Source organism: Vibrio sp. Vb0598, assembly GCF_033338935.1.
In the GTDB taxonomy this organism is placed as follows: domain Bacteria; phylum Pseudomonadota; class Gammaproteobacteria; order Enterobacterales; family Vibrionaceae; genus Vibrio; species Vibrio alginolyticus.
In genome coordinates this window covers 63,647-88,103 of record NZ_JAWOTP010000005.1, presented here as the reverse complement: position 1 = coordinate 88,103, position 24,457 = coordinate 63,647, and the positions used below count along the sequence as shown (strand labels likewise).

Below are 24,457 nucleotides of genomic sequence, written 5' to 3'. Positions count from 1 at the left end.
TTAGTTACCTAATTAAGCACGTATACAGTGCTGATTTACCGACCAGATTTTTTGAGATAAGCCGCCATTTCATCTTCCGGAACCATGCCCCCACCAGTTGCCCAAACAAGATGTGTTGCGTTTTTGAGTTTTTCTTCGTCAAATTTCATTTGAGACTGATAAGCATGGTTATTCGAGACGTGCACTGCCCCAATCATACCGGCTAATGCAGAAGGCTCTAGATTAATACCTTCCAGTTCACTTAACTCACCCAAGTGGTGATACATACGAGCGTCATCAATGGTGTAAAAACCATCAAGTAGCCTTTCCATCGCTCTTCCGACAAATCCCGAGGCACGCCCGACTGCCAAGCCATCAGCGGCGGTGATGTTATCGATACCCAAATCTTGTACCGAAATATCGTCATGCAAGCCTGTATGTACGCCCAACAGCATGCACGGGGAGTGCGTTGGCTCCGCGAAAATACAATGGACATGCTCGCCAAACGCTACCTTCAAGCCAAATGCCACGCCACCAGGCCCGCCGCCAACACCACAAGGAAGATAAACAAACAATGGATGATGCTCATCAACAACGATTCCCAAGTCATCAAATTGCTGCTTAAGACGCTCACCCGCAACAGAGTAACCTAGAAACAGCGTCCGTGAGTTTTCATCATCGATAAAGAAACAGTTGGGATCTTTTTCTGCCTCTTTACGACCTTGCGCGACAGCAATACCATAATCTTCTTGGTGCTCTACGACATTAACACCATGTGACCGGAGCTTATTTTTCTTCCATTCCCGCGCATCCGCAGACATGTGGACTGAAACTGAAAAACCCAGCTTCGCACTCATGATACCGATGGACATACCAAGATTGCCGGTTGAGCCAACTGCAATACTGTACTGCTTAAAAAACTGCCGAAACTCATTGCTGAACAATTTGCTGTAATCATCGCTTTCACAGAGCAAGCCGGCTTCAAACGCCAACTTTTCTGCATGAGTGAGCACTTCATAAATACCACCTCTCGCTTTGATCGAACCAGAAATTGGCAAATGACTGTCTTTTTTGAGCATTAAATGGCCCAATATTGGTGTGTCGTATTGCTGCTCCAAACGCACTTTCATATTGGGAATATCCACCACTGCGGACTCAATAACGCCACGCGACGTTTCCGTTTCGGGAAACGCTTTCATCAAATAAGGCGCAAATCGTGCTAGCCGTTCACTCGCCGCTTGAATATCTTTTTCATCTAACCCGACATGAGGTAAGCCTTCCTCCAAGGAAGTGATATGGGGGTTAAACCAACAAACCTCTTCAAGATCAATAAGTGCTGCCAAGAGTGGGAACTGCTTAGTCAGCGCTTCAATATTTGCCTTGGTCATTTTACCTTCCTGGAATGATGTGAGTTGAGATAAACAAAAGCGCCGCAATAGCGACGCTTTGGAGAACAAATATCAGTTATCAGTTTGAGCTTACGCGTAGTTTTTCTCAAACTCTTGCATGAAGTCTACTAACGCTTGAACGCCTTCAAGCGGCATTGCGTTATAAATGGATGCTCGCATACCACCAACTGCTCGGTGACCTTTTAGCGCTTTCAGCCCTTTAGAGTCTGCTAGCTCAAGGAAGGTTGCATCCAGTTCAGGCTTAGCAAGTTGAAATGGCACGTTCATCAAAGAACGGTTTGCTGAGTGCACGCCATTACGGTAGAAATCAGACTGATCGATGTAATCATACAGTAGCGCGGCTTTAGCGCGGTTCACTTGCTCAATCGCTTTTACTCCGCCCTGTGCCTTCAGCCATTTGAAAACAAGACCAGACAGGTACCATGCAAAGGTTGGTGGCGTGTTGAACATTGATTCTTTTTCTGCCAAAACAGTGTAATCCAAAATACTTGGTAGTACCTGCTTCGCCATACCTAATAAATCATCGCGCACGATAGCAATAGCAATGCCGGAAGGACCAATATTTTTCTGAGCGCCCGCGTAAATCACACCGTATTTCGACACATCAATTTCACGAGAAAGAATTGTCGAAGACATGTCAGCAACAATCGGTTTGTCGGTGATAGGAAGATCGTTAATCTCAATACCATCAATGGTCTCATTTGGACAGAAGTGAACGTAAGCCGCTTCTGGAGCAATTTTCCATTCACTTGCAGGTAGAACCGCGACTTTCCCGTTGATTTCTGTTTTTGCATCAAACACGTCTGGTTCGCAGTATTTTTTCGCTTCAGCTACCGCGCTTTCAGCCCAATAACCACCATCGATGTAAGTTGCCGTATCGGCATCACCAAGTAAGTTTAGAGGAACAGCAGCAAACTGAGCACGAGCACCACCTTGGCAGAACAGTACTTTATAGTTGTCCGGAATATTCAGAAGATCACGTAAATCCTGCTCGGCTTCTTCTGCAACTTTGATGAACTCTTTGCTTCGGTGGCTGATTTCCATGACCGAAGTACCAAGGCCTTGCCAATCGATTAGTTCCTGTTGTGCTTGCTGCATAACTGCTTTAGGCAGACCTGCTGGCCCTGCACTGAAGTTAAATACGTTGTCCGTATTTTGTTCCATGATGCTCATTGCTCCTGCTATGTAAATATTACGAAATTAATATCACGTTTTCGCAGTGATAAAAACAAGAAAAGAGGTCTTACGACCTCTTTTTAAAGACTAAGCGTTGAATTGGAACAAATTCGCAACAACACGAATTACTGTTGTTGCATCAAAGCAGGCATAAGTAGAGCCACCAATGGGAACTCATGCCCATTTTCGAACTTCAATTTGCCTTCACCAATTTCTGCTTTTAATTGATAACCGCCCTCTACTTTTTCGATCAACTCCATAATAAGGAGCTCATCAATCCCTTCTTGAATAAATGGGTAATGCGTTACTAATTCATCAGAGAAGTAAGTGCTAAGTTCACCAGTAGTGGCCGTCACCAACTTCATTGGATCTTGAGTAATATGCTCAGTACCTTCAGGGATGGATAGTTGCCACTCATTGTGGAACTTGCCGTCACCGAACGCGAGTGAAAGCTCGTTCACGGATAAATCAAAACCTTTGCTAAACAGCGTATCGACATGCGGCAATAAATTCGCAATTTCCTGCTCATCTAGCATAGGAGAGCTTTGATAGATAGACATAATTTGATCAAAAGACTGGCTATCCACATCTGCAATTGAGAAATCCAACTTAAAGTTATCGACATCCGTCCCATCAGTTAAACGCAGTTTCTTAGCATCTAGGTTTAATTGACTGTTCAGCTTATCACCAGACTCACTCATCGTAGTGTTACCACGGTAGCTCGCATTTTCAATCAAAAAGACAGGCGTTAAGTTCGCATCAACCACATCTAGCTTCTCTAGATAGAAAGATTGCTCGCCTAACCAGTAGCCTTTTGCTTGCTTTCCTTTACCTTGCCCTGTCAATGCATTCAGATGAAGCTCTTCACCGTTTTCAAAATCCACTTGAACAGAAGGAACGGAAACTTGGTAATTGAGATCACCCAATACCGTCACATCACCTGTTACTTTTGCAGGGCTTGTAGAAACAGAAACACCTTGCGCTTCGTTACGATAATGCCAACTGTCTAGGTCGAGGATAAATGCTGTATTGCCATTTAGTTGAGTCTGGCTATGCATCGTGAGAGGCAAAAAGTCATTGTCCACCAATTTTGAATCAGCTGTTAGGCTTGTTAGACCGTGGCTAACATCACTGGTTACATCAAACGTCGTTGGCATACCATCACGCTCTAGCTGAGTTTTAAGATCAGGATCAACAACTGAATAACGAGTCAGCACGACTGAAGACAAGTAGCCACGCTGATACTCGACCACTTCACCTTTAATCATTTCATCATTCATATTGGTAATACCATCTTCAATGATGGACTGACCAATTTGTCCGACAGCCAATGGCCAACACAGTGCTAATGAGATAGCACCACCAATGGCGCCGATTTTTTTAAGATTTTGCATAACGTCACTTATTAGATATTTTCGGTCAGTCTACCCCAAACCACCTGCGGAGAAAACATTGAGACAAATCAGACTATTGATGCTTATTCTAGTCCATTAATCAGGAATCATACTTGGCTCCCACTCATCATGTCCTTTTATTGTTAAAGTTTGCGTGGCGAAGTTTTAACCGGAGCTAAAATATCTGTGAATCGTTATGCTGTGTTGTGTCTCGACAACAACCCAATCAGTGCTGAACAGTTTCGATTGGAGCTGTCTGCCTTCTCAAGTAAGTTTGATATTTTTTCTGTCGAATCGATAGAAGAGGCTCAAAGCGCTTTAGAGTATCTAGAAGAAAGAGAACAGACTGTTGCTTTAGTTATAGCGAGCCATCACGCTCATTTTAACGGCGTGGATTTTCTTATTGGTTTAGACCGGATGCCACATACCGAGCAAGCAAGAAAAATTCTTATTAGCTGCTCGTCTGATATAGAGGCAATTCTCACTGCCGTTAATGAGGGCAGGCTCGACCACTGCCTCACTAAACCTTTGCCAGATCACGTCTTATTTAACACAGTGCAAAAAGAGCTGACCCAATTTATATTGCGAAACGGTAAAGAAGACCTGCTAAGTTACAGTCAGATATTGGATCATCACAGCTTGTTGCGAGCGCACATCAATAATCAGATGAGCCATTATCAAGCCGGATTCTTACACGACTACCACTCGATGTCTGATACCGAGTTAGCCGAGCAAGTGATCTCCGCTCTCCAGCAATTTTTCAAAGATAATGACGAAACAAGAGCGTGCCGTACATACTCACCTGAACACTTATTAACCGTGGAAGGCGAGCCAAATAGCTTTTTGTGGTTTATCACCGAAGGTGAAGTGGCTCTGTACAAGCGCGATGAACAAGGCATGCAGCGAGAGGTTGTACGCCATAACAAAGGGAATATTGTCGGAGGCATGTCGTTTGTTACTGGGGAATGTTCTTTCTCGACAGCTCTAACACTAACCAAAACAGAAGTTATCAAACTCGATCGCAACGTATTCAATAAAGTGATGCAAAGCGACTCAAACTTACTGCCTCTTTTTACAAACTTGCTCTTACGCCACTTCAACCGCCGATTGCAAAGAAGCATCAACACCAAACTGCAACTTCAAAAAACGCTCGAATCTTTAGAATCAGCCCACCAGCAGCTCATTGAAAGAGAAAAAATGGCGATGCTTGGTCAATTGGTTGCGGGAGTGGCCCACGAACTAAACAATCCAGTAGCCGCGATATTAAGGGGCGTAGAGAATTTAACGCATACACTAGAACGATTACTTAACGATGAGCCCAGTTCCGATATACAAACCAAAGGCATTGAATTACTGAACAAAGCGCAAACCTCAAAACCCGCTTCAACCGCCGAGCTCAGATCACGCGTAAAAGCGCTTAGCCATACTCTTCCAGACCGAGCGTTGGCAAAGAAAGTGGTGAGCCTTGGTTTAGAATCCGATCACGAGCTACTTACCCAACTAACGAGAAAGCAGCAAGCGTCTTATCATGCTCTCAATACACTAGAGCAATACCACAAAGCAGGTTCTACACTTCGCTCAATTAATGTCTGTGCAGCACGAATTGCTGATATGGTAAAAAGCCTGAAAGGATATGCTCGGTCAGATGATGAGACCCTGCACTATGCCGATATTCATGAGGGCATTGAAGACACCTTGGTGATTTTCGAGAACAAATTAAAAATGCACCAAGTTTCAACCGACTATGCAAACTTGCCTTCCATCCTTTGTCAACCGATCGCACTCCAACAGGTGTGGACGAACTTGGTCTCTAACGCCATTGACGCATTTCCAGAGAAAGGTGTGTTAAACATACAAACACGCCTTGTAGAAAAAGAGCACACACATTATGCCGTTATCTCATTTGAAGATAATGGATGTGGCATTCCTGAATCGCAAAGAGACGCCATTTTCGAGCTGAACTTCACCACAAAAAAAGAAGGTAATTTTGGCTTAGGCATCGGGCTGTCCATCTGCCAGCAAATCGTAACAGCACACAGAGGGTGGATTGACGTCGAATCAGAGATCGGCCAGTTCACACGAATGACCGTCTGGTTACCAGTCATCGAAGAAGGAGATGAAACATGACCAAGTATCTAATTTTATGTGTCGATGACGAACGAGAAGTCTTGGATAGCGTGCTCCAAGATCTTGCTCCCTTCGAGGAGAACTTTGTCGTCGAAGGAGCGGAATCGGTGACTGAAGCTCGGCAGGTGATTGAGGAGATGGCGGAAGAAGAAGTTCAGCTTGCGCTCATTTTATGTGACCACATTATGCCGGAACAAACTGGGATCAGCTTCTTAATCGAACTCAGTCAAAATGGTGACACAAAAGCAGCGCGCAAAGTTTTACTCACAGGACAAGCTGGTTTGGAAGACACCGTAGAAGCCGTAAATAACGCGAGTCTCGATTATTACATTGCCAAACCTTGGAAAGGTGAAGCATTGAGAAAAGCAATCGTGTCTCAGCTTACCGCGTTTGTGATTGAGAATGATGATAACCTGCTATCCTGGACTCAAATCCTTGATTCTGAGGCAGTCCTCAACGCCATGGCAGAAAGAAGAGCAAGCTTTGGCGAGTAATAAAGTGTTTGGTTCTAACTTGAACTCAACGATGCTCATTGAACCACCTTACCTCGCATAGTAGAACGAGGTTAGAAAAACATCGTTGCTTGTTCGAGTGAAATTCTCGGACACTACGTATATGGCGTAGTTTTTGCTTAAACCAAGGAACTATTAAGTTAATTGACAAAACATCGACACATTTTTGTTGGTCGTCGACCTTCCTTTTTATTATGATGTCGGACAAATCAGATTACGGTTCAAGTGGTTGCTTGAATCCATGGAAATAATGAACAAGGTTTATCGTTAGTTATGCGTAAAACACTATTAGCCGCTGCCTTACTAGTGGCATCAAGCCATGCCCTAGCTGCAAACGATCGCAATGCGCCAGCAACTATGAGCAACTTTAGCTACGACTATTTCGAAGCACGTATTGGCGCAAGTCCTGTGACATTTGGTGCTGGATTCAGCAAATCAATTCACCCGAACGCGCATGTTATTGCTCGTATTGACTCTGAGTTTGAAAGTGATTTTGACTCAGCTGCAGGCTTTGGCTTCCATTCTCCGCTAAACAACTGGGCAGATCTTACTGGTGAAATGCTAATGCGCGTTGTGCAACCTTCGAATGAGAGCAGCACAGATGTTGGTATGGAGCTGAACTTAGGTGTTCGCCAATGGTTGGGCCCTCAATTAGAAGTAGGCGGCAAAGTCGGCTACGTTTCTATCGATAACGATGACGATTGGACTGGCTCTGCCTACGCTCGATTCCACTCAACAGAGCTTTTCTCTTTGGGTGCTGAAGCACGTATCAACGATTTTTACGGTGATCAGGTAATGTTCACTACGCGTTTTAAGTTTTAAGATTTGTGCTGTAAGAAAAGAGCAAATTAAAAAACAAAAACCGAGGTCTCTACCTCGGTTTTTTTGTCTAATTTAATGACTAACTCAATGAAGTGGTAAAAAACTTCAACGTCCTTTTTCCGCTTTTCACACTTGCCTTTACGACCCGCTAACTCCATCGAAACGAGTCAATCATTGTGCGATCAGCTTCGCTTAGTCACACAGTGCCAATAACTGTTTTTTACGCGGCTCTTGGATCAGTTTCCAATGTACGCCATCAGTTGCACCAGCAAATTTCCACAGTAGCTTTACATCAACATCATTACCGTAAGCCGTTTTAACTTTGTTGAAGACTTTTACAGGTCCAAGTTCTAAAAAGGTTTCTACGTCATCAACACCGGCTTTCTTGACCATACGTTCAAGGGTTAGTTGCATGTTGGGTAAGTCTCTTAAGCGTCTACTGGCAGAGGACTTTTGATATTTCCGTTCCTTAATTGAGTATTCAATTGATTTCTGTACCAGTTCATCAAGCCCTACATATCCGGATTCGAATAAATCGGTTACATCATAATAATTTACGGTTGCCGTCGTCTGTTTTTTGACGTGCTTATACTTCTCACAGCTCAGTTGAGTAAACACTTCATCTAGCCCATTACCACCACGTAAGTAGCAGCAATCATTGCTGACAAGCGCAAACATAGCATCATCGGTGAATAAACCAATACCACCGAACATAGAACGTTTTTGGTACTCACTGAAGGTGCGTACATATTTAAAAAAAGCTTGGTCTGTCATGTCCATTGACCTCTTTAATCTGAATAAATTACCCCGATTAGCGATGTCACCAGATAAACAGCAGCTTATAGCGAATTATAAATGTCGATTTGTTGGCGATATTTTTGTGAGTTGTGCTCACCAACTTGCTTAATCATACTTAACGTTGAAAAATAAGTTAGGACATAGGTCACATATAAAAAAGTATAAATTCTGCATACGTGATTAGTTTCACACTTATTGTTTGTGTGGTGATATTTTTTTGACGCATAGCATGCCTAAAACACGCCATCATTATGATCTCGCTGGCAATTACGGGCACATAATACGCATTTAATTGATAAAGAATACGCTGTAAGGGTACACTGTACGAAAGATCTCAAGTACAGCGTCACAATGGAACATTTATCATTTTTTTGGCTGCCAAATAATAAAGATAAGCTTATAAACGCACTGGAATCCGAGTTTGCTCAGCTGGTAGAACAGTCCATCGCCACGGGTAAGATTTCGTTACCTCCTATTCCTGATGTCGTGCTTAAAATTCAGCAGTTATGTGTCGAAGAACACACCACGATTGCCGATGTTGCTAACTGTTTATTGGAAGATCCCGGATTAGCAGCGGTCGTTTTACGAGTCGCTAACTCGGTGATTTTCAATCGCAGAAATATCACCTGCAACGACTTAACTACAGCGGTATCTCGTCTCGGAATACTTCGTGTACGTGATATTGTTACCGCACAAGCGATCGAGCAACTTAAACACTCAGTTAATCTCACTAAAGAATGCAATGCCATCTTGGTGAAGAGTGCAGCGATATCGCGTGAGCTCGGTGCCGTCATGGTGATGTTGGTTCAATCGTTTCGTAGCCACGAGCCAGGCACTTATGGTCATCTAGAGCAAGAAAAGGCGTTATTGGTCGGTCTATTAGCCGATATTGGGTTATTTTGCCTAATTAATGAGTACCACTTGTACTTAGATAGGGGCAATTACTTAGACCCAGATATTGCATTGCAGATCTTCCAAACACGTTGTTCTGCCACAAGTAAACTGGTACTTGAGCGTTGGGGGTTTGACAACGACTTCAGAGAAGTATCCTCAAACGAAAAATACGAGTTAACGCGACCAGAAGTGAGTTATCTCGACATCGCTAGAATTGCGCATCATTTATTGATGTTCCGCAATCACGATGAACGCATTGACGAACATGAAGTTGAATTCAACTTAACTGGTGCAGAAGTCTTGTATGAACTTAGTAACATGAGTGATACTGACTTCAATGATCAAATCCGTGCTGTACTCAATGCTAGCGGTTTGTAATTTATCGCTTTCTGATAATACCTTATCCGCGATAAAACGATTCGCTCAAGGCTGAGCTGTGTGTGGTGAAATGTCTCTAATTTCAACCGATAGATAATTTGATTTATGCGTGTTGATGTTATCTCAAAAAGGAATCATTGAGCTTTATGTTCTCAGGGATGCTATTTATTTTCGCTCCGCTTGTGGTGGGGTATCTAATTCCTATATCTCGATCTTCGTTATTGGAGAAGATCAATCAGTCAACGTCCTACCTTATTTACGTCATTTTGTCGTTGATGGGTCTTAGCTTAGCGGCGCTCGATAATTTAAGCAGCAACTTACAAAGTATTCTCCTCTATGCGAGTACGTTTTTTTTGTGTCTAAGTGCCTGCAACCTGTTGGCTCTGCCTATTATTGATAAAATTATCCCACTCCAGACCAATCAAAATCAAAAGAAGCTACCGTTATCTTCGATGGCTTTAGAGTCTGTTAAGCTTATCGTGGTCGTTGGCGGCGGGTTAGTGGTTGGCCTGCTGTTACCCATTGATTTGAGTTGGGTAGATACAGCAAGCGAATGGATACTCTTTCTACTTCTATTTTTTATTGGTATTCAGCTGCGCAATAGTGGACTTACTCTGCGTCAAATCCTATTAAATAAACAAGGAATGGCCATTGCGGCTGTTGTCATCGCAACATGTATGCTTGGTGGCGTTCTTGCAGCGGTGCTTTTGGATCTTCCTCTTTATCAAGCACTCGCAATGGCTTCAGGTTTTGGCTGGTATTCACTCGCAGGTATTTTAATGGGTGACGCTTTTGGTCCGGTATTTGGTGGCGCGTCGTTCTTGATTGAATTGATGAGAGAGCTAGTCGCACTGGTTGCCATTCCTCTCTTTATTCGTAGCTATCCGTGCACCGCAATTGGTTATGCCGGTGCAACAGCAATGGACTTCACCCTACCCGTTATTCAAACCACCGGTGGTGTGCGTTGTGTTCCTGTTGCTATCGTTAGCGGCTTTATTTTGAGTTTATTGGTACCAGTTATGATGCTTTTCTTTGTATCACTTGCTAGCTAGATCTCAGGTTTTCGCTTTAACATCCATTACAATACGGCAAAAATTTAAATACCCAGTTAACGTCAAAGTGGTCAATATTTTTTGGCAAGACCCCTCTTTCTTTTCGTCATTCAGCCCAACGATTTGTCACGACCAAATAGAAAGAAGGGAGAAACATCAACTGATGTGCATTGCGTTAATAAAGGGATAACAACCAGAAGGAAGAAGAATGAAACGCTTTGTCGTTGCAGCGCTCCTCGCTACAAGCTCAACTTTTACGCTTGCCGCAGATCAACAATGTCTTGCTAGCAAATACGATGGCTACGTCGATGCCTCACTACAGTGGTATCAAGATCTTGTTGATTTGACGGTTACCCAATATCCAGATCTGAAAGAAGTTAGTCAATGGTTCTTGGATGGACGTAAACATCACTTTGAATTAAACCGCGAAGCGGTTCACTACTTTCTAGAGAACGACCCTAGCCGCGTTGCGACGGAACAGCCAATCGAAGCATGGTTAAAACTAGAGCAACATGACGTTAAGCAGTTAGCGACCCGAAGCGATAAGTTAGGTGAAGTTGCAAAACAGACATTTAGCGACCGTCAATCAACTAACCACCCAAAAAACTACGAGCTTCGTTCAGCATTCGCTGATCTGCTTAGTCATCCCCAACAAATTGATACCGCACTTAATAAGTACAATCAGTCAATAGAAAAGATTGAAAAGCAGAAATGTGACTAAGGTTGCTCGCATTAGTCGTTGATTAGCATTCGAAAACACTAGAATGTTTTAACGTACTCAATCTAGAATTTTTTAATGTGAATATCGTAACCTTCACCTAAAATTTTCATTTCTACAACTTGGGTTTCAACAATTAAAACGGGACTTTGCGCCCGTTTTAGTTTAGATTGTGCCGCTCGCATTACCAAAATAACTACAAAGATTCTTTGCTATGGTTAAGGAACAAAAAACCGCTGATGTTAGCTTTGAGAGCTTGCTAAAGATCTTCACTGTCCCAGAAGGTCCGGACTCAACGTTAACTAAAATTGACGAGAGCCTCTCGCGAAATCTAAATCAATTTCTTCGTGAACACATCGTGGCAGAAGAAAAGCCTTTACGCGAAATCGAAAAAGACTTTTCTTCTGCTCAGATTCCTGAGCAGCCAGAGTTCGTGTCAGATCATACAGAGCACTTACTCGACACTTTGGTGTCGCACTCAGTTCACACATCTTCACCAAGCTTCATTGGTCATATGACATCGGCACTGCCTTATTTCTTGATGCCACTGTCAAAGATCATGATCGCCTTAAACCAAAACCTGGTAAAAATAGAGACTTCCAAAGCCTTTACGCCACTTGAGCGTCAAGTTTTGGGTATGCTGCATCGCTTGATATATGGTCAGAATGATACTTTTTACAATCAGTGGATGCACAGTGCAAACCACTCATTAGGCGCATTTTGTTCCGGCGGCACCATTGCCAATATCACTGCGCTTTGGGTAGCACGTAACAAAGCGTTAAGAGCCAATGGCTCATTTAAAGGCGTTGAGAAGGAAGGCCTTTTTAAAGCCATGAAGCACTATGGCTATGATGGCTTAGCGGTGCTAGTGTCTGAGCGTGGTCACTACTCCCTTAAGAAAGCAGCCGATGTATTAGGGCTAGGCCAAGAGGGCTTGGTTGCGGTTAAAACCGATGCCAACAACCGTATTATTGTCGACGACCTTAAAGCGAAAATTGTTGAGCTCGAAAAACAAAACATCAAACCTATTGCTGTTATTGGTGTGGCTGGCACAACAGAGACAGGTAATGTTGATCCATTGCCTGAAATCGCTGAAGTCTGCCAAGCCCACGGCTGTCACTTCCATGTGGATGCCGCATGGGGTGGCGCAACACTTATGTCTAACCATCACCGTCATCTTCTTAAAGGTGTGGAAATGGCAGACTCAGTAACTATTGATGCACACAAGCAGCTCTATATCCCGATGGGCGCTGGTATGGTTCTGTTCAAAGACCCTGACGCAATGAAATCCATAGAGCATCACGCTCAATATATATTGCGCAAAGGTTCAAAAGACCTAGGCAGCCATACACTAGAAGGCTCACGTTCGGGCATGGCGATGTTGGTCTACGCCGCAATGCACATCATAAGTCGCCCAGGTTACGAGCTTCTGATTGACCAAAGCATTGAAAAAGCTCGATACTTTGCGGATTTAATCAAACAGCAAGATGATTTCGAGTTAGTTTCTGAACCAGAGCTTTGTCTGCTCACATACCGTTATTTGCCGCCATTCATCCGTGAAGCATTAGCACAAGCAGAAGGCTCACAAAAAGAACAACTGAATGAGCTGATCAATGAGTTAACACAGTTTATTCAAAAGCGTCAGCGCGAAACGGGCAAATCGTTCGTTTCACGTACAAGACTGAACCCAGACCAATGGCAACGCATGAATACGATCGTGTTTCGAGTGGTTTTGGCAAATCCACTGACCACAAAAGAAATTTTGAGCTCAGTGCTTGATGAACAACGCGAAATCGCCAAGCAAGCACCAAATTTGATGAAAAGAATTCAACAGCTGGTTGTTGATATTCAATCGTCTTAACGGCCAGATCGAGTTACATCAATTTGAAATTTTTTTTCGTTTTGATGTAACTCAAACATCATTATCGTGCGACTAGCGCAACAAAACTTCGTTTACACATCCAATTCTGTAGTTTTTACAACATTTTGTTTGAGGCCTGTCAAATTCTCACTAAATAGTACCCGTTATTGGTTTAGACTGATTGAAGATCAGGTTTATACTGATTCTATGGCGCTGGTTGTTTTCGTTAACGCCCCACTCTACTCCGGAATCTTCGTGTTTCCTTTCGTTAGCAGAGCCAGCGAGTTGTTCTCTATACCCTCGTGAACACTATGAATACATTAGAAAAAATTCAAAAAAACCTGGAGAATTTCAGTAAGTCAGAGCGCAAAGTTGCGGAAGTAATTATGGCGTCTCCACAAACTGCAATTCATTCAAGCATTGCAACGCTGGCTAAAATGGCCGACGTTAGTGAGCCCACTGTAAACCGCTTCTGTCGTCGTCTGGACACCAAGGGCTTTCCAGATTTTAAGCTTCACTTGGCACAGAGCCTAGCCAACGGCACCCCTTACGTTAACCGTAATGTGGAAGAAGACGATGGCCCAGACGCGTACACCCATAAGATTTTCGAATCGACGATGGCGTGTTTAGATGTCGCGAAAAATAGCCTAGATCCAATGCAAGTGAACCGTGCGGTCGATTTGCTAACGCAAGCGAAGCGCATTTCATTCTTTGGCCTTGGTGCATCATCTTCTGTTGCCCGAGACGCACAAAACAAGTTTATTCGCTTTAATATTCCAATTACTTGTTTTGAAGATATTGTTATGCAGCGCATGAGTTGTATCAACTGCAGTGATAATGATGTTGTGGTTCTTATTTCTCATACCGGTCGAACAAAGAGTCAGGTAGAAATAGCGAACCTTGCTCGTGAAAATGGCGCAACGGTTATTGCGATTACAGCGAAGGATTCTCCTCTAGAAAAGGCAAGCTCGCTGGCCATCACGCTCGATATTCCAGAAGATACCGACGTTTACATGCCAATGGCAAGCCGAGTTGTACAAATGACAGTGATTGATGTGCTAGCAACTGGCTTCACTCTTCGCCGTGGTACTGGTTTCCGTGAGAACCTAAAACGCGTAAAAGATGCGTTGAAAGACAGTCGCTATGACAAACTAAGCCAGTACTAAGCACTAAAGCTTAGTCCATACTTTATCTAGGGGAGCTCAAGGCTCCCCTTTTGTTTTAATGCTGCTAAGGGAGCAATCACCCTAAGTCGTTGACACTCGATAAGTCCGTTCTTGATTCCAGTACTTCAACAGAACTGACATGTTGTGCACTCTCAGCTGCGCACTCTCCGCTACAATCACAGACTTGCTGCAATATGTGTATCAAACGTTCCTGATTAAGAGGTAAAGGATTCCCTTTGATTGCCATTGATTTAAGCGCATCATTCGCCACTTGCTCAAAAGAGGTTTGGCATACTCCAAATTGAGCCAGTAGCGGTAACGCTAACTTATCTAGCACCATATTTACCCAAAGAATTCCATCGTGTTCGTTAGCATTTACTCGCTCAGTGACTAATTGGGCCAGCTTGCGATAACGACTTATCACATCATTCCTACCCGCGAGTTTAGCGGCGTTAATGTTCTCCTGCATCACGTGCGGAGCTAGGCGAGCCGTAATAACGCTATGGGGGGCGTCTAACTTGCCTCCTAACGCCGATGCTAACCCATGAGCGGCACCTAATTTGGCATTAGTAATCGCCATACCACCAAGCAATGCAGCGAACGATAAATCAGAGCGCGCCTTATGATTATTTTGCTTACAAGCGGCAATCACTGAACGGCTTAAACGGCGTAGCCCCTCTTCGCAGACCATATCAGTAAGAGGGTTTGGCTCACCACACACATATGCTTCCATTAAATGAGTGAACGCATCCATTGCGCCACGTCCAGATGTGTATTGGTCGGTCCCGTAAGTAAGTGTCGGGTCTACAATGGCAACGTCTGCGAGCATATCAGGGCTTCGAAGACTCACTTTCACTTTATCTTGTCCAGATTTCAGCACAGCATTTCTGGTCACTTCTGAACCGGTGCTTGCTGTCGTAGGAATTGCAATAAAATGAAGAGGCTTTGCTTTTAAAGGGACGCTTCTTCCTACCACTTCTACGTAATCGTAAACATTGCCTTGATTGGGAATAATGGCAGCTAAGGCTTTGCCCATATCGATGACGCTGCCACCACCTATCGCAACCACCATATCAGGTTGGAATTTTCTACCGAGCACTGCGGTCTCTTCTACCATCGTGATGTATGGTTCTCCAACGATAGCTACGTGCTGGTAACGCATATTTTGAGCTTTAAGATATTGGATAATGGGGGCGGCTCGTTGGGTATCCTGCCCAGTAACCAGCAAAACACTGTAGCCAAATTGGTTAATAACGGATAATGAAGATTGAAGTGCACCTTCACCAAATATAATCCTTGTTGCAGTCATAAACTGAAACATACACACCCTCCCAAAAGAATATACCCAAATAACCTCTCGCCCTCTGATTTAACGCTTATGTAAGAGTTGAAGTTATTTGCGTATAGCCAAAATAGATTGCTATTTTTTTAAACAAAAAAAATTGACCAATTCCACCTTGCCATCATTAACCCTTTAGAATGTATGTTTTTTATGCGTCACTTCACATACTTCAGAGCCGTAAAATAAGCACGCGCGTTTAGTTTTTATTCGATAGATTTCACCTATAGAACCAAGAGGTAATTGCCGCTTTATTTCCGTATCTGGATCGGGCATAGTTACTCCAACAAAAGAAAGCGCACTCAGCCGCTATGTTTTGTACGCTTTCAAAAAAGAATAGATTTAGGAGAAATAAGATTATGTTCGTTGTTATCTTTGGTCGCCCTGCATGTCCTTTCTGTGTTCGTGCAAAAGAGCACGCAGAAACGCTAAAAGCAAAACGTGATGACTTCAACTACCGTTACGTTGATATTCACGCTGAAGGTATTTCTAAAGCAGATCTTGAGAAAACAGTTGGTAAACCAGTTGAAACCGTTCCTCAGATCTTTATCGACCAAGAGCACATCGGTGGCTGCGACGAGTTCGAAGCATACGCGAAAGAGCACCTAGGTCTATTTGACGAGTAATAAAGACTGTTTTCAAAAAAGCCGCTTCATGCGGCTTTTTTATTATTTTTCAGCTGGTTATTACGTTAAGTCAACTAATGGTAAAACCTAAAAAAATTCACTTATCTTTTTGCTATATTTAGTTACAATTCACAGTTCTTAATCTTTTTTGGCACACACTCTACCGAGCCACACAGTGAACATAGACGTCGTATACCTTCTCGAGCAAAACCCTATCCTTCTAATCTTCGTCGTATTAGCCATTGGCCTTGCCATCGGAAAAATTCGATTTGGCAAATTACAATTAGGCAACTCTATTGGCGTTCTTATTACCTCTTTGGTAATGGGCCACCTTGGTTTCTCATTTAATGCAGAAGCTTTAACCATTGGCTTTATGCTGTTTATCTACTGCGTTGGCATTGAAGCTGGACCAAACTTTTTTGGTATATTCTTCAGAGATGGTAAGCATTATTTTATTTTAAGCATGACTGTTCTCGTGTCTGCGGTCAGCTTAACGTATGGCTTGAGTCACTATTTCGGCCTCGATTTTGGCTTATCCGCAGGTATGATGGCAGGCGCATTGACCGCAACGCCAGTACTGGTTGGTGCACAAGATGCTCTTAACTCTGGCCTTGCGACTATACCGCGGAATATGGAATTTTCTCTGGTATTAGAAAATCTATCCGTAGGCTACGCGATGGCTTATCTGGTCGGCTTAATTAGCATGATCATGTTTGCTAAATTGTTGCCAAAACTGCAAAAACAAAACCTTTCTGATTCCGCGCAGCAAATCGCACAAGAGCGTGGCCTTGGAAATTCAAGCCAGAGAAAAGTGTATTTACCCATTATTCGAGCTTACCGAGTGGGCCCAGAGCTAATTGACTGGACTGATGGTAAAAACTTGCGAGAACTGGGTATTTATCGTCAAACTGGCTGTTACATTGAACGAATCCGTCGCAATGGTATTCTCGCCCACCCAGATGGTGATGCTATCTTGCAAGAGGGAGATGAAATTGCACTGGTTGGCTTCCCTGACAGCCATGCTCGCTTAGACCCTAGCTTCCGTAATGGTAAAGAAGTATTCGACCGTAACTTGCTTGATTTGCGCATCGTTGAAGAAGAAATCGTCGTAAAAAGTGACGCTATCGCTGGTAAGCGTTTATCGGATTTGAATTTGTCTGAGTTTGGCTGTTTCTTAAACCGCGTAGTTCGCGCTCAGATTGAAATGCCTATGGACTTAGACATTGTGCTCGCTAAAGGGGACGTCCTTCAAGTGAGCGGCGAGAAAAGCCGAGTACATGGACTGGCGGAAAAAATCGGTTTCATCTCGATCCACAGTCAAATGGCCGATTTGCTCGCTTTTTGTAGCTTCTTTATTTTGGGTATTCTGTTTGGCCTCATCACAATGACGTTCGGTCAGGTGTCTTTCAGTTTGGGTAATGCGGTGGGTCTTCTGTTGTCCGGTATTACGCTTGGTTTCTTACGAGCAAATCACCCTACTTTCGGTTATGTCCCACAAGGGGCGCTGAATATGGTCAAAGATCTAGGGTTAATGTTCTTTATGGTGGGAATTGGTCTAAGTGCAGGTGGAAAGATGTTCGAGCACCTAACGCAAGTAGGACCAAAAGTCATTGGTTTGGCATTTATTGTCAGTGTTGTACCTGTAGTTCTGGCTTACTTAGTTGGCGCACACGTACTCAAGATGAACCGTGCCCTGCTCTTCGGAGCCATTATTGGCGCCCGTACTTGCGCTCCAGCTATGGATGTCGTTAACGACTACGCTAAGTCCACCATCCCTGCCCTTGGTTATGCGGGTACCTATGCGATTGCGAATATTTTAATGACGCTAGCTGGTACGATTCTGATAATACTAAGTTAATACTCACTTTGACTATGAAATACAAAAAGGCGCTCAATGAGCGCCTTTTGTTTATTGGTTATCTAGTCTGTGATTCGATTAGATTTGAATGAAGTCTGCTTCAACTGCTGGATTCACATCCGCTTCGTAATCTACGCCTTCAACGCCGAAACCAAATAGTTTCAAGAACTCTTCTTTGTACTCAACGTAGTCAGTCAGCTCTTTTAGGTTCTCAGTCGTAATTTGAGGCCATAGCTCACGACAGTGCTGCTGAATGTCGTCACGAAGTTCCCAGTCATCCAGACGTAGGCGGTTCATCTCATCAACTTCTGCCGCGCTACCGTCTTCTTTGTATAGACGTTGGCTGAACATACGGTAGATTTGTTCCATACAGCCTTCGTGTACACCTTCTTCGCGCATTTTCTTGAATACCATTGCGATGTACAGTGGCATAACAGGAATTGCAGAACTCGCCTGAGTTACAACAGATTTAAGTACCGCAACATTGGCACTGCCGCCTGTTGCTGCTAACTTGTCGTTTAGCGCTTTCGCTGCACGGTCTAGGTCCATTTTTGCTTTACCTAGTGCACCATCCCAATAAATTGGCCAAGTTAGCTCAGTACCAATGTAGCTGTACGCGACGGTCTTACAACCTTCAGCAAGAACACCAGCATCAGACAACGCATTGATCCAAAGTTCCCAATCTTCACCGCCCATTACCGTGACAGTGTCTTTGATTTCTTCTTCTGTTGCAGGCTCAACGCTAGCTTCGATGATCACATCTTTGTTGGTATCAACAGCCGTTGATGTGTAAGTTTCACCGATAGGTTTAAGAGATGAACGAACTAATTCACCAGTTTCTGGCATTTTACGTACTGGAGATGCCAGTGAGTAAACCACCATATCGATTTGACCTAAGTCTTCTTTGATCAGCTCGATAGTTTTCTGTTTCGCTTCATTTGAGAAAGCGTCGCCGTTTAAGCTTTTTGCGTACAGACCTTCTTCACGCGCTAGCTTTTCAAAAGCAGCGGCATTGTAAAAACCTGCTGTACCTGGCTTCTTCTCAGTACCTTCTTTTTCGAAGAAAACACCGATAGTTGATGCACCGCCACCAAATGCCGCAGCGATACGAGAAGATAGACCGTAGCCACTTGATGCACCAACAACAAGAACACGCTTAGGTGCGTTTTTGATTGGACCTTGCGCTTTGGTGTACGCAATTTGTTCTTTTACGTTAGCTTCACAACCAACAGGGTGCGTTGTAGTACAGATAAATCCACGAATTCTAGGTTTGATGATCATATTCAACTTCCTTTAAAAAACCTTGTTAGGATAAAAGTTTCGTTGGGATTTCGCATCTAATTTCTGTAAAAATGCTCTTAAAAGGCAAGTGGTTGGAGCACTATCCCACCATCCACTCCCCAAGAATACAAAAAAGCACCTCATTGAGGTGCTTTTCTTAACATTAGTTGTCTATTATGCCGCCGGATTCAACTGCGACTTTTTTGGGCTATGAGTTCGCACTTCAGAAAAGTCATGACTAAAGTGGTCAACTTGAATCGCCTTGTAGCGCAATTTATCTGCAGCCATGATTTGATCAATTTCTTGTTCAGTTAACACGCCTGCTTCAAATGCTTGCTGCAAACGATCATGTAGCAGACCTTTACGAGCCACTTTACCATCCTTCGCAGCCTTCATAAGTTTACGCTCCAAAGGTTTAATGTCGTACATTGCAAGGAATGCATTCTCCATTAAGCCTACGCTGTCATCCTCTGATTTTCCGATGTAGCACAGATGCGTGAGGCGATCACGTTGCGCGCCTGGTGTCATCATCGCTTCAGCCAAATTCACACACAGCTCATCACTTGGCTTATTGAAATGATTACCAAGCGGGAACAATAGCCCCTTAAGCACACCGCCAACGTATTTCACAGGGAAGTTGGTGTAAGCCTCATTTAATGACTTAGAAGCGTTATACAAACAGTGTTGAACAGCGTAATGAACGAAGTCTAGATCGCCTTGTTGACGGCCTTCATCTTCATACTTTTTCAAGGCAGCAGATGCCATGTATAGATAGCTTAATCCATCACCCAAACGTGCGGAGATCATTTCTTTACGCTTCAAGTCTCCACCTAAGGTTAACATCGCAAAGTCTGCACTTACTGCAAGTGCACGACTGAGACGAGTAATGTCTTTGTAGTATTGCTGCGTTGGGCCACTCATGTGCGCGTTAACAAATCGAGAACCAGTTAGTGCTGCACCAAATGCACCGAATGTATTACCGAGCGCGTGCTTGATGTGTTTAAAGAGTAAGTTGTCAAATTCTTTCGCACCTTGTTCAGAATCTGGATTCGCCGCGGCTTCCATTTCTTTTAGAACATATGGGTGACATCGAGTCGCACCTTGACCAAAAATCATCAGGTTACGAGTCAGGATATTCGCGCCTTCAACGGTGATAGCAACCGGGATACCAAGGTAATGTTTAGCAAGATAGTTCATTGGGCCATCTTGAATCGCACGACCCGCATGGATATCAAACGAATCATTTAGAATGGTACGCGCGATTTCCGTCATGTGGTACTTGGCAATCGCGGTTACAATCCCAGGTTTTTCTTTCATATCGAGAGAAGTCGTCGTTAGCGTACGCGTCGCTTCTAGTAGGTAAGTAAGACCACCAATGCGCCCCATTGCTTCTGCAACACCTTCAAACTTACCGATCGACATTCCAAACTGTTTACGCACGTAAGCATAAGCACCTGTTGTACGTGTAGTAAGGTGACCAATCGCTGTGCCAAGCGCTGGAAGAGAGATACCACGACCAGCAGAAAGACACTCAACCAGCATACGCCAACCTTTACCTGCGTAATCAGCGCCACCGATCAACCAGTCCATAGGGATGAAGACATCTTCACCACGAGTTGGGCCATTCATGAACGCAGACCCCAGAGGATCATGGCGCTCGCCTATCTCGACACCTTCATGGTCAGCGGGAATCAACGCACATGTAATGCCAACCTCTTTCTTGTCTCCAAGTAGCCCTTCAGGATCCTGCAGTTTAAATGCTAACCCGAGCACTGTCGCAACTGGCGCAAGCGTGATGTAGCGTTTATTCCAACTAACTCGCACGCCAAGCACTTCTTTGCCTTCATGGGTGCCGTAACAAACCACGCCTTGATCAGGTATGCCACCAGCATCAGAACCCGCTTCAGGGCCAGTTAGGGCGAAACAAGGGATGTCTGTACCATCAGCTAAACGAGGCAACCAGTAATCTTTTTGCTCTTGCGTACCATAGTGCGATAGCAGCTCACCAGGGCCAAGAGAGTTTGGTACCATTACCGATACCGCGGTACTGATACTTCGAGTCGCAATACGAGAAACAATGGTTGAGTTCGCCAAAGCGGAAAATTCACGACCACCATATGCTTTCGAGATGATCAAAGAGAAAAATCGCTCTTTACGTAGGTACTCCCATACTTCAGGCGGTAAATCCCTGTCTTCTTTGACAATCTTCTGGTCATCAAGCATTTCTAGCAGGGTCTCAAGCTCATTATCCATAAATGACTGCTCTTCTGCCGTCAGTGTAGGCGTTGGATAATGATGCAATGTTGTGAAGTTTGGCTTGCCTGAGAATAGTTCGGCATCCCACCATACACTACCCGCTTCCATCGCCTCTTTCTCGGTGCTAGACAGAGGTGGCAATACTTTTTTGAACACTTTAAAAGCCGGGTCACTAATCCATTTTCTTCGTAGAGAGCTCATAGTTCAGATCCTTTTGTTCACGTAACCGCTCGGGGTATAATCTTATTATTGGTTTAACTTTCTTATTTGTCTTATGCCAACTGCTTTGCTGACATTCCTGCTGACAAATATGGAATCAGTAAATCGACGACAGATTTCACATCGACTTCCTTTTCAAACTTACTTTCTGCCAGCTCCGAAAGAGCCTGGCTTGAAGCCATCGTAAATACACAGGTTCCTAACGTGAAGTGCAATCGCCAAAACAACTGTTCTTCACATAGTTCCGGGTTCGCCTTCATTATCGAGAAAGTGAAAAGGTTCAGTACCTCTTCGTATCTGGTGGTAATGAACCAGCGTAGATGACCTTGAACGTCTGTATAACCGCGGCCAATTAACAACATAAACAGCGCAGTACCATTTGGGCGTACATCATTTAATGTACGTAAGGGTAATCTTAATGACTCAAAGACATCGTCCATGTTGTAGCTATCGCGCGTGTTTAACTCAATTAATGAAGTCTTAATGCTCGGCATTAGTGCTTCTAAATACCTATCTAAAACAGCTCTAACCAGCGTTTTTTTATCGCCAAAGTGATAGTTTACCGATGCTAAGTTAACGTTAGCTTTACCTGTTATCGTTCTTAGCGAAGTATCATTAAAGCCATGTTCAGCAAAGAGTCCTTCTGCGACATCGAGTATTTTTTCTTTTGTTGATGTTCTCGGGGCCATTTTAATCACTCGTATTAAACAACTGTTTGAAAATATACTCCCGAAACCTAAGATTAACAAATGATTAACATCACACTTTAACCAATTGGTCTGACCAGACAGCAAAAGGTGTGATCTAATCTTTTGAAATTCAATCGAATACTCCAATGAAGCTTGTCAGAAGAAAACGATCAAGTTTCTCAGACCAGCGCAATTGAAACGCTAACAATAGCGTTGGCGGCTCGGAGTGAGCGAAGAGAGTATGAAATACATCTTCGGTTCTAGGGGAGATAAAATGAGAAACACAGAAGTTAGTAACTTCGCCAAGTTGGTAATCCATCTCGATTTTTCTATTGCTTTCGGATGTGTAAGAAGCTAGAAAGCATTAAGTAGAAATTTTTTGAAAAAAAATGGAACTGTTTGGAAAAGGCTCGGTCTGAATATACGTAACAGTTAGGGCATTTGAAGTTTCACTGGCCGTCAAACTTGTTTCCATCTAATTGTTACGTTGCTGCTTTTTTCTTATTAACTCCTATGTTTGTATCCGCCCAGTCAAATTTTCGGCTGGGCTTTTTTTCGCCTATAGATTTACCAAACGCCCCTTTCGATGATTTGCCCCGACTCCATAAGCTAGACCTTAGTTGGTCACAAAAGTAACCACCCTGAAGTGGTTGATGTGCCAATCTGCAGACATAAAAAAGCCTCCCGAATGGGAGGCTTTACTAAACAGTGTGTATCTTACGCTTGCGCTTTCTTAGGCAAAGAAAAGTGCAGTAACGCGTAGCCAAGTAACGCGGCTGTCGTCGAGCCCATTAAGATACCTAGTCGAGCATAGGTATCAAACTCAGGGCTTACATTTCCAAACGCTAAAGAGGAAATGAATATAGACATTGTAAAACCGATACCACACAACACAGAGACCGCAAAGATATGCTTGAAGTTAATGCCTTCCGGTAACTTAGCTACACCCATTTTCACAGCTGCCCAACTAAAGGTGAAGATACCTAGAGGCTTACCAACCAGTAGCCCCAAAGCAATACCTAATGGCAGCATTGAAGTTAGGCCTGACATCGATACGCCTTCTAGCGAAATCCCCGCATTTGCAAATGCGAATAGAGGTAAGATACCAAATGCCACGTATGGATGAAGTGCGTGCTCCATGTGCTTAAGTGGGGAATGTTCGCCCTGTTTACCCTTAAGAGGAATAGCAAAGCCGATCACTACGCCTGCAAGTGTTGCGTGAACACCAGATTTAAGTACCGCAAACCATAAGATCGCGCCGACTATCATGTATGGCGTCAGTTTCGTTACTTCCTTAGCATTCAACATGAACAGGACACCAGTCATGATGAAGCCAACAAGCAGCGCCATGCTAGAAAGATCACCTGTGTAAAACAGTGCAATAATAACAACCACGCCTAAATCGTCGATGATAGCGAGAGCTAACAAAAACACTTTAAGGCTTACTGGTACGCGCTTACCTAGTAGCGCCATGATACCTAGAGCAAATGCAATATCCGTCGCAGCTGGAATGGCCCAGCCAGAAACCGCCTCTGGGTCGTTAGCATTAAACGCAACGTAAATAAGAGCAGGGGCTAACATACCACCAACCGCTGCAATCGCAGGGAAAATTGCGGTTTCTTTTGATTTTAGCGCTCCTTCAAGTAGCTCTCGCTTCACTTCAAGGCCAATAAGTAAGAAGAAAACAGCCATTAGGCCGTCATTAATCCAGTGAGAAACTGACATACCGAATACATAAGTATGCAGTACAGATTGATAAGTTTCGCCCAGCGGTGAGTTAGCAATGGTCATCGCAATTGCCGCTGCAATTACGAGAAGAATACCACCTGCTGATTCCATTTTGAAAAAGTCACGAATGACATCGTTCATGGTTTCGTCCTTATATTTATTATCTTAATAAACG

At 43.7% G+C, this 24,457-nt stretch carries 19 protein-coding genes; 10 read left to right on the top strand and 9 right to left on the bottom strand.

Annotated features, from left to right (window positions below):
- Positions 1-35 precede the first annotated feature (35 nt).
- From R7Q38_RS07350 to R7Q38_RS07340, 3 genes are all read right to left on the bottom strand, one after another.
- The gene (locus R7Q38_RS07350) at positions 36-1,367 is read right to left on the bottom strand and encodes a D-serine ammonia-lyase (protein WP_064353825.1); all 1,332 of its coding nucleotides are present in this window, start codon (positions 1,365-1,367) and stop codon (positions 36-38) included.
- Between the two features lie 90 nt (positions 1,368-1,457).
- Positions 1,458-2,552, bottom strand: coding sequence for a 3-phosphoserine/phosphohydroxythreonine transaminase (gene serC / locus R7Q38_RS07345; RefSeq protein WP_005378000.1), 1,095 nt, complete (start codon positions 2,550-2,552; stop codon positions 1,458-1,460).
- A gap of 137 nt (positions 2,553-2,689) precedes the next feature.
- Entirely contained in the window at positions 2,690-3,958 is a 1,269-nt protein-coding gene (locus R7Q38_RS07340; protein WP_239938351.1) for a DUF945 family protein, read from the bottom strand.
- A 186-nt stretch (positions 3,959-4,144) separates the two neighbouring features.
- On the opposite strand from R7Q38_RS07340, the gene R7Q38_RS07335 reads away from it, so the two are divergent.
- The 3 genes from R7Q38_RS07335 (at position 4,145) to R7Q38_RS07325 (ending at position 7,419) form a co-directional block, all read left to right on the top strand.
- Positions 4,145-6,085, top strand: a complete 1,941-nt coding sequence (locus tag R7Q38_RS07335) for an ATP-binding protein (RefSeq protein ID WP_318114174.1) — start codon at positions 4,145-4,147, stop codon at positions 6,083-6,085.
- A complete protein-coding gene (locus tag R7Q38_RS07330) occupies positions 6,082-6,579 on the top strand; it encodes a response regulator (RefSeq protein ID WP_130546680.1) in 498 nt (165 codons plus the stop codon). Before R7Q38_RS07335 ends, R7Q38_RS07330 begins: the two co-directional genes overlap by 4 nt.
- A 291-nt stretch (positions 6,580-6,870) precedes the next feature.
- Positions 6,871-7,419 (top strand): hypothetical protein, encoded by a 549-nt coding sequence (locus R7Q38_RS07325; RefSeq protein WP_005378006.1) that lies wholly within the window; start codon positions 6,871-6,873, stop codon positions 7,417-7,419.
- Positions 7,420-7,611: 192 nt separating this feature from the next.
- On the opposite strand, the gene R7Q38_RS07320 is transcribed toward R7Q38_RS07325, so the two are convergent.
- Positions 7,612-8,199 (bottom strand): TfoX/Sxy family DNA transformation protein, encoded by a 588-nt coding sequence (locus R7Q38_RS07320; protein ID WP_005378007.1) that lies wholly within the window; start codon positions 8,197-8,199, stop codon positions 7,612-7,614.
- A 369-nt stretch (positions 8,200-8,568) separates the two neighbouring features.
- On the opposite strand from R7Q38_RS07320, the gene R7Q38_RS07315 reads away from it, so the two are divergent.
- From R7Q38_RS07315 to R7Q38_RS07295, 5 genes are all read left to right on the top strand, one after another.
- Positions 8,569-9,489, top strand: a complete 921-nt coding sequence (locus tag R7Q38_RS07315) for an HDOD domain-containing protein (protein ID WP_005378009.1) — start codon at positions 8,569-8,571, stop codon at positions 9,487-9,489.
- Positions 9,490-9,635: 146 nt separating this feature from the next.
- Complete coding sequence (locus tag R7Q38_RS07310; RefSeq protein ID WP_005378011.1) at positions 9,636-10,541, top strand: lysine exporter LysO family protein; 906 nt, start codon at positions 9,636-9,638, stop codon at positions 10,539-10,541.
- Positions 10,542-10,749: 208 nt separating this feature from the next.
- A complete protein-coding gene (locus tag R7Q38_RS07305) occupies positions 10,750-11,262 on the top strand; it encodes a hypothetical protein (RefSeq protein ID WP_017634875.1) in 513 nt (170 codons plus the stop codon).
- Between the two features lie 211 nt (positions 11,263-11,473).
- On the top strand, positions 11,474-13,120 hold the full coding sequence (gene panP, locus R7Q38_RS07300) for a pyridoxal-dependent aspartate 1-decarboxylase PanP (RefSeq protein ID WP_047100728.1): 1,647 nt from the start codon (positions 11,474-11,476) through the stop codon (positions 13,118-13,120).
- Between the two features lie 311 nt (positions 13,121-13,431).
- Entirely contained in the window at positions 13,432-14,286 is an 855-nt protein-coding gene (locus R7Q38_RS07295) for a MurR/RpiR family transcriptional regulator (RefSeq protein WP_005378021.1), read from the top strand.
- A 76-nt stretch (positions 14,287-14,362) separates the two neighbouring features.
- Here the strand turns inward: R7Q38_RS07295 and R7Q38_RS07290 are convergent, their stop codons facing one another.
- Positions 14,363-15,607: an iron-containing alcohol dehydrogenase gene (locus R7Q38_RS07290; protein ID WP_239938349.1), complete on the bottom strand. Its 1,245-nt coding sequence runs from the start codon at positions 15,605-15,607 to the stop codon at positions 14,363-14,365.
- A gap of 377 nt (positions 15,608-15,984) precedes the next feature.
- Here R7Q38_RS07290 and R7Q38_RS07285 point away from each other — a divergent pair, with 377 nt between their 5' ends.
- On the top strand, positions 15,985-16,251 hold the full coding sequence (locus tag R7Q38_RS07285; RefSeq protein ID WP_005378026.1) for a GrxA family glutaredoxin: 267 nt from the start codon (positions 15,985-15,987) through the stop codon (positions 16,249-16,251).
- A gap of 175 nt (positions 16,252-16,426) precedes the next feature.
- Positions 16,427-18,109 (top strand): aspartate:alanine antiporter, encoded by a 1,683-nt coding sequence (locus R7Q38_RS07280; RefSeq protein WP_005378028.1) that lies wholly within the window; start codon positions 16,427-16,429, stop codon positions 18,107-18,109.
- 78 nt (positions 18,110-18,187) lie between these two features.
- Here the strand turns inward: R7Q38_RS07280 and fabV are convergent, their stop codons facing one another.
- The 4 genes from fabV to nhaA all read right to left on the bottom strand — a co-directional run bounded on the left by fabV (position 18,188) and on the right by nhaA (position 24,423).
- Positions 18,188-19,390, bottom strand: coding sequence for an enoyl-ACP reductase FabV (gene fabV / locus R7Q38_RS07275; protein ID WP_005388648.1), 1,203 nt, complete (start codon positions 19,388-19,390; stop codon positions 18,188-18,190).
- Positions 19,391-19,564: 174 nt separating this feature from the next.
- Positions 19,565-21,847: an acyl-CoA dehydrogenase gene (locus tag R7Q38_RS07270; protein WP_017634878.1), complete on the bottom strand. Its 2,283-nt coding sequence runs from the start codon at positions 21,845-21,847 to the stop codon at positions 19,565-19,567.
- A gap of 71 nt (positions 21,848-21,918) precedes the next feature.
- On the bottom strand, positions 21,919-22,554 hold the full coding sequence (locus R7Q38_RS07265; RefSeq protein WP_005378033.1) for a TetR/AcrR family transcriptional regulator: 636 nt from the start codon (positions 22,552-22,554) through the stop codon (positions 21,919-21,921).
- Positions 22,555-23,271: 717 nt separating this feature from the next.
- The gene (nhaA, locus tag R7Q38_RS07260; RefSeq protein ID WP_005378034.1) at positions 23,272-24,423 is read right to left on the bottom strand and encodes a Na+/H+ antiporter NhaA; all 1,152 of its coding nucleotides are present in this window, start codon (positions 24,421-24,423) and stop codon (positions 23,272-23,274) included.
- Positions 24,424-24,457: the final 34 nt, after the last annotated feature.

Bases quoted from the DNA above. Each gene is read 5' to 3' on its own strand.
- panP (WP_047100728.1), top strand. From the start codon at position 11,474: ATGGTTAAGGAACAAAAAACCGCTGATGTTAGCTTTGAGAGCTTGCTA.
- nhaA (WP_005378034.1), bottom strand. From the start codon at position 24,423: ATGAACGATGTCATTCGTGACTTTTTCAAAATGGAATCAGCAGGTGGT.
- R7Q38_RS07270 (WP_017634878.1), bottom strand. From the start codon at position 21,847: ATGAGCTCTCTACGAAGAAAATGGATTAGTGACCCGGCTTTTAAAGTG.
- R7Q38_RS07330 (WP_130546680.1), top strand. From the start codon at position 6,082: ATGACCAAGTATCTAATTTTATGTGTCGATGACGAACGAGAAGTCTTG.
- R7Q38_RS07285 (WP_005378026.1), top strand. From the start codon at position 15,985: ATGTTCGTTGTTATCTTTGGTCGCCCTGCATGTCCTTTCTGTGTTCGT.
- R7Q38_RS07305 (WP_017634875.1), top strand. From the start codon at position 10,750: ATGAAACGCTTTGTCGTTGCAGCGCTCCTCGCTACAAGCTCAACTTTT.
- R7Q38_RS07310 (WP_005378011.1), top strand. From the start codon at position 9,636: ATGTTCTCAGGGATGCTATTTATTTTCGCTCCGCTTGTGGTGGGGTAT.
- R7Q38_RS07265 (WP_005378033.1), bottom strand. From the start codon at position 22,554: ATGGCCCCGAGAACATCAACAAAAGAAAAAATACTCGATGTCGCAGAA.
- R7Q38_RS07315 (WP_005378009.1), top strand. From the start codon at position 8,569: ATGGAACATTTATCATTTTTTTGGCTGCCAAATAATAAAGATAAGCTT.
- R7Q38_RS07290 (WP_239938349.1), bottom strand. From the start codon at position 15,607: ATGTTTCAGTTTATGACTGCAACAAGGATTATATTTGGTGAAGGTGCA.
- R7Q38_RS07295 (WP_005378021.1), top strand. From the start codon at position 13,432: ATGAATACATTAGAAAAAATTCAAAAAAACCTGGAGAATTTCAGTAAG.
- R7Q38_RS07320 (WP_005378007.1), bottom strand. From the start codon at position 8,199: ATGGACATGACAGACCAAGCTTTTTTTAAATATGTACGCACCTTCAGT.
- R7Q38_RS07350 (WP_064353825.1), bottom strand. From the start codon at position 1,367: ATGACCAAGGCAAATATTGAAGCGCTGACTAAGCAGTTCCCACTCTTG.
- serC (WP_005378000.1), bottom strand. From the start codon at position 2,552: ATGGAACAAAATACGGACAACGTATTTAACTTCAGTGCAGGGCCAGCA.
- fabV (WP_005388648.1), bottom strand. From the start codon at position 19,390: ATGATCATCAAACCTAGAATTCGTGGATTTATCTGTACTACAACGCAC.
- R7Q38_RS07340 (WP_239938351.1), bottom strand. From the start codon at position 3,958: ATGCAAAATCTTAAAAAAATCGGCGCCATTGGTGGTGCTATCTCATTA.
- R7Q38_RS07325 (WP_005378006.1), top strand. From the start codon at position 6,871: ATGCGTAAAACACTATTAGCCGCTGCCTTACTAGTGGCATCAAGCCAT.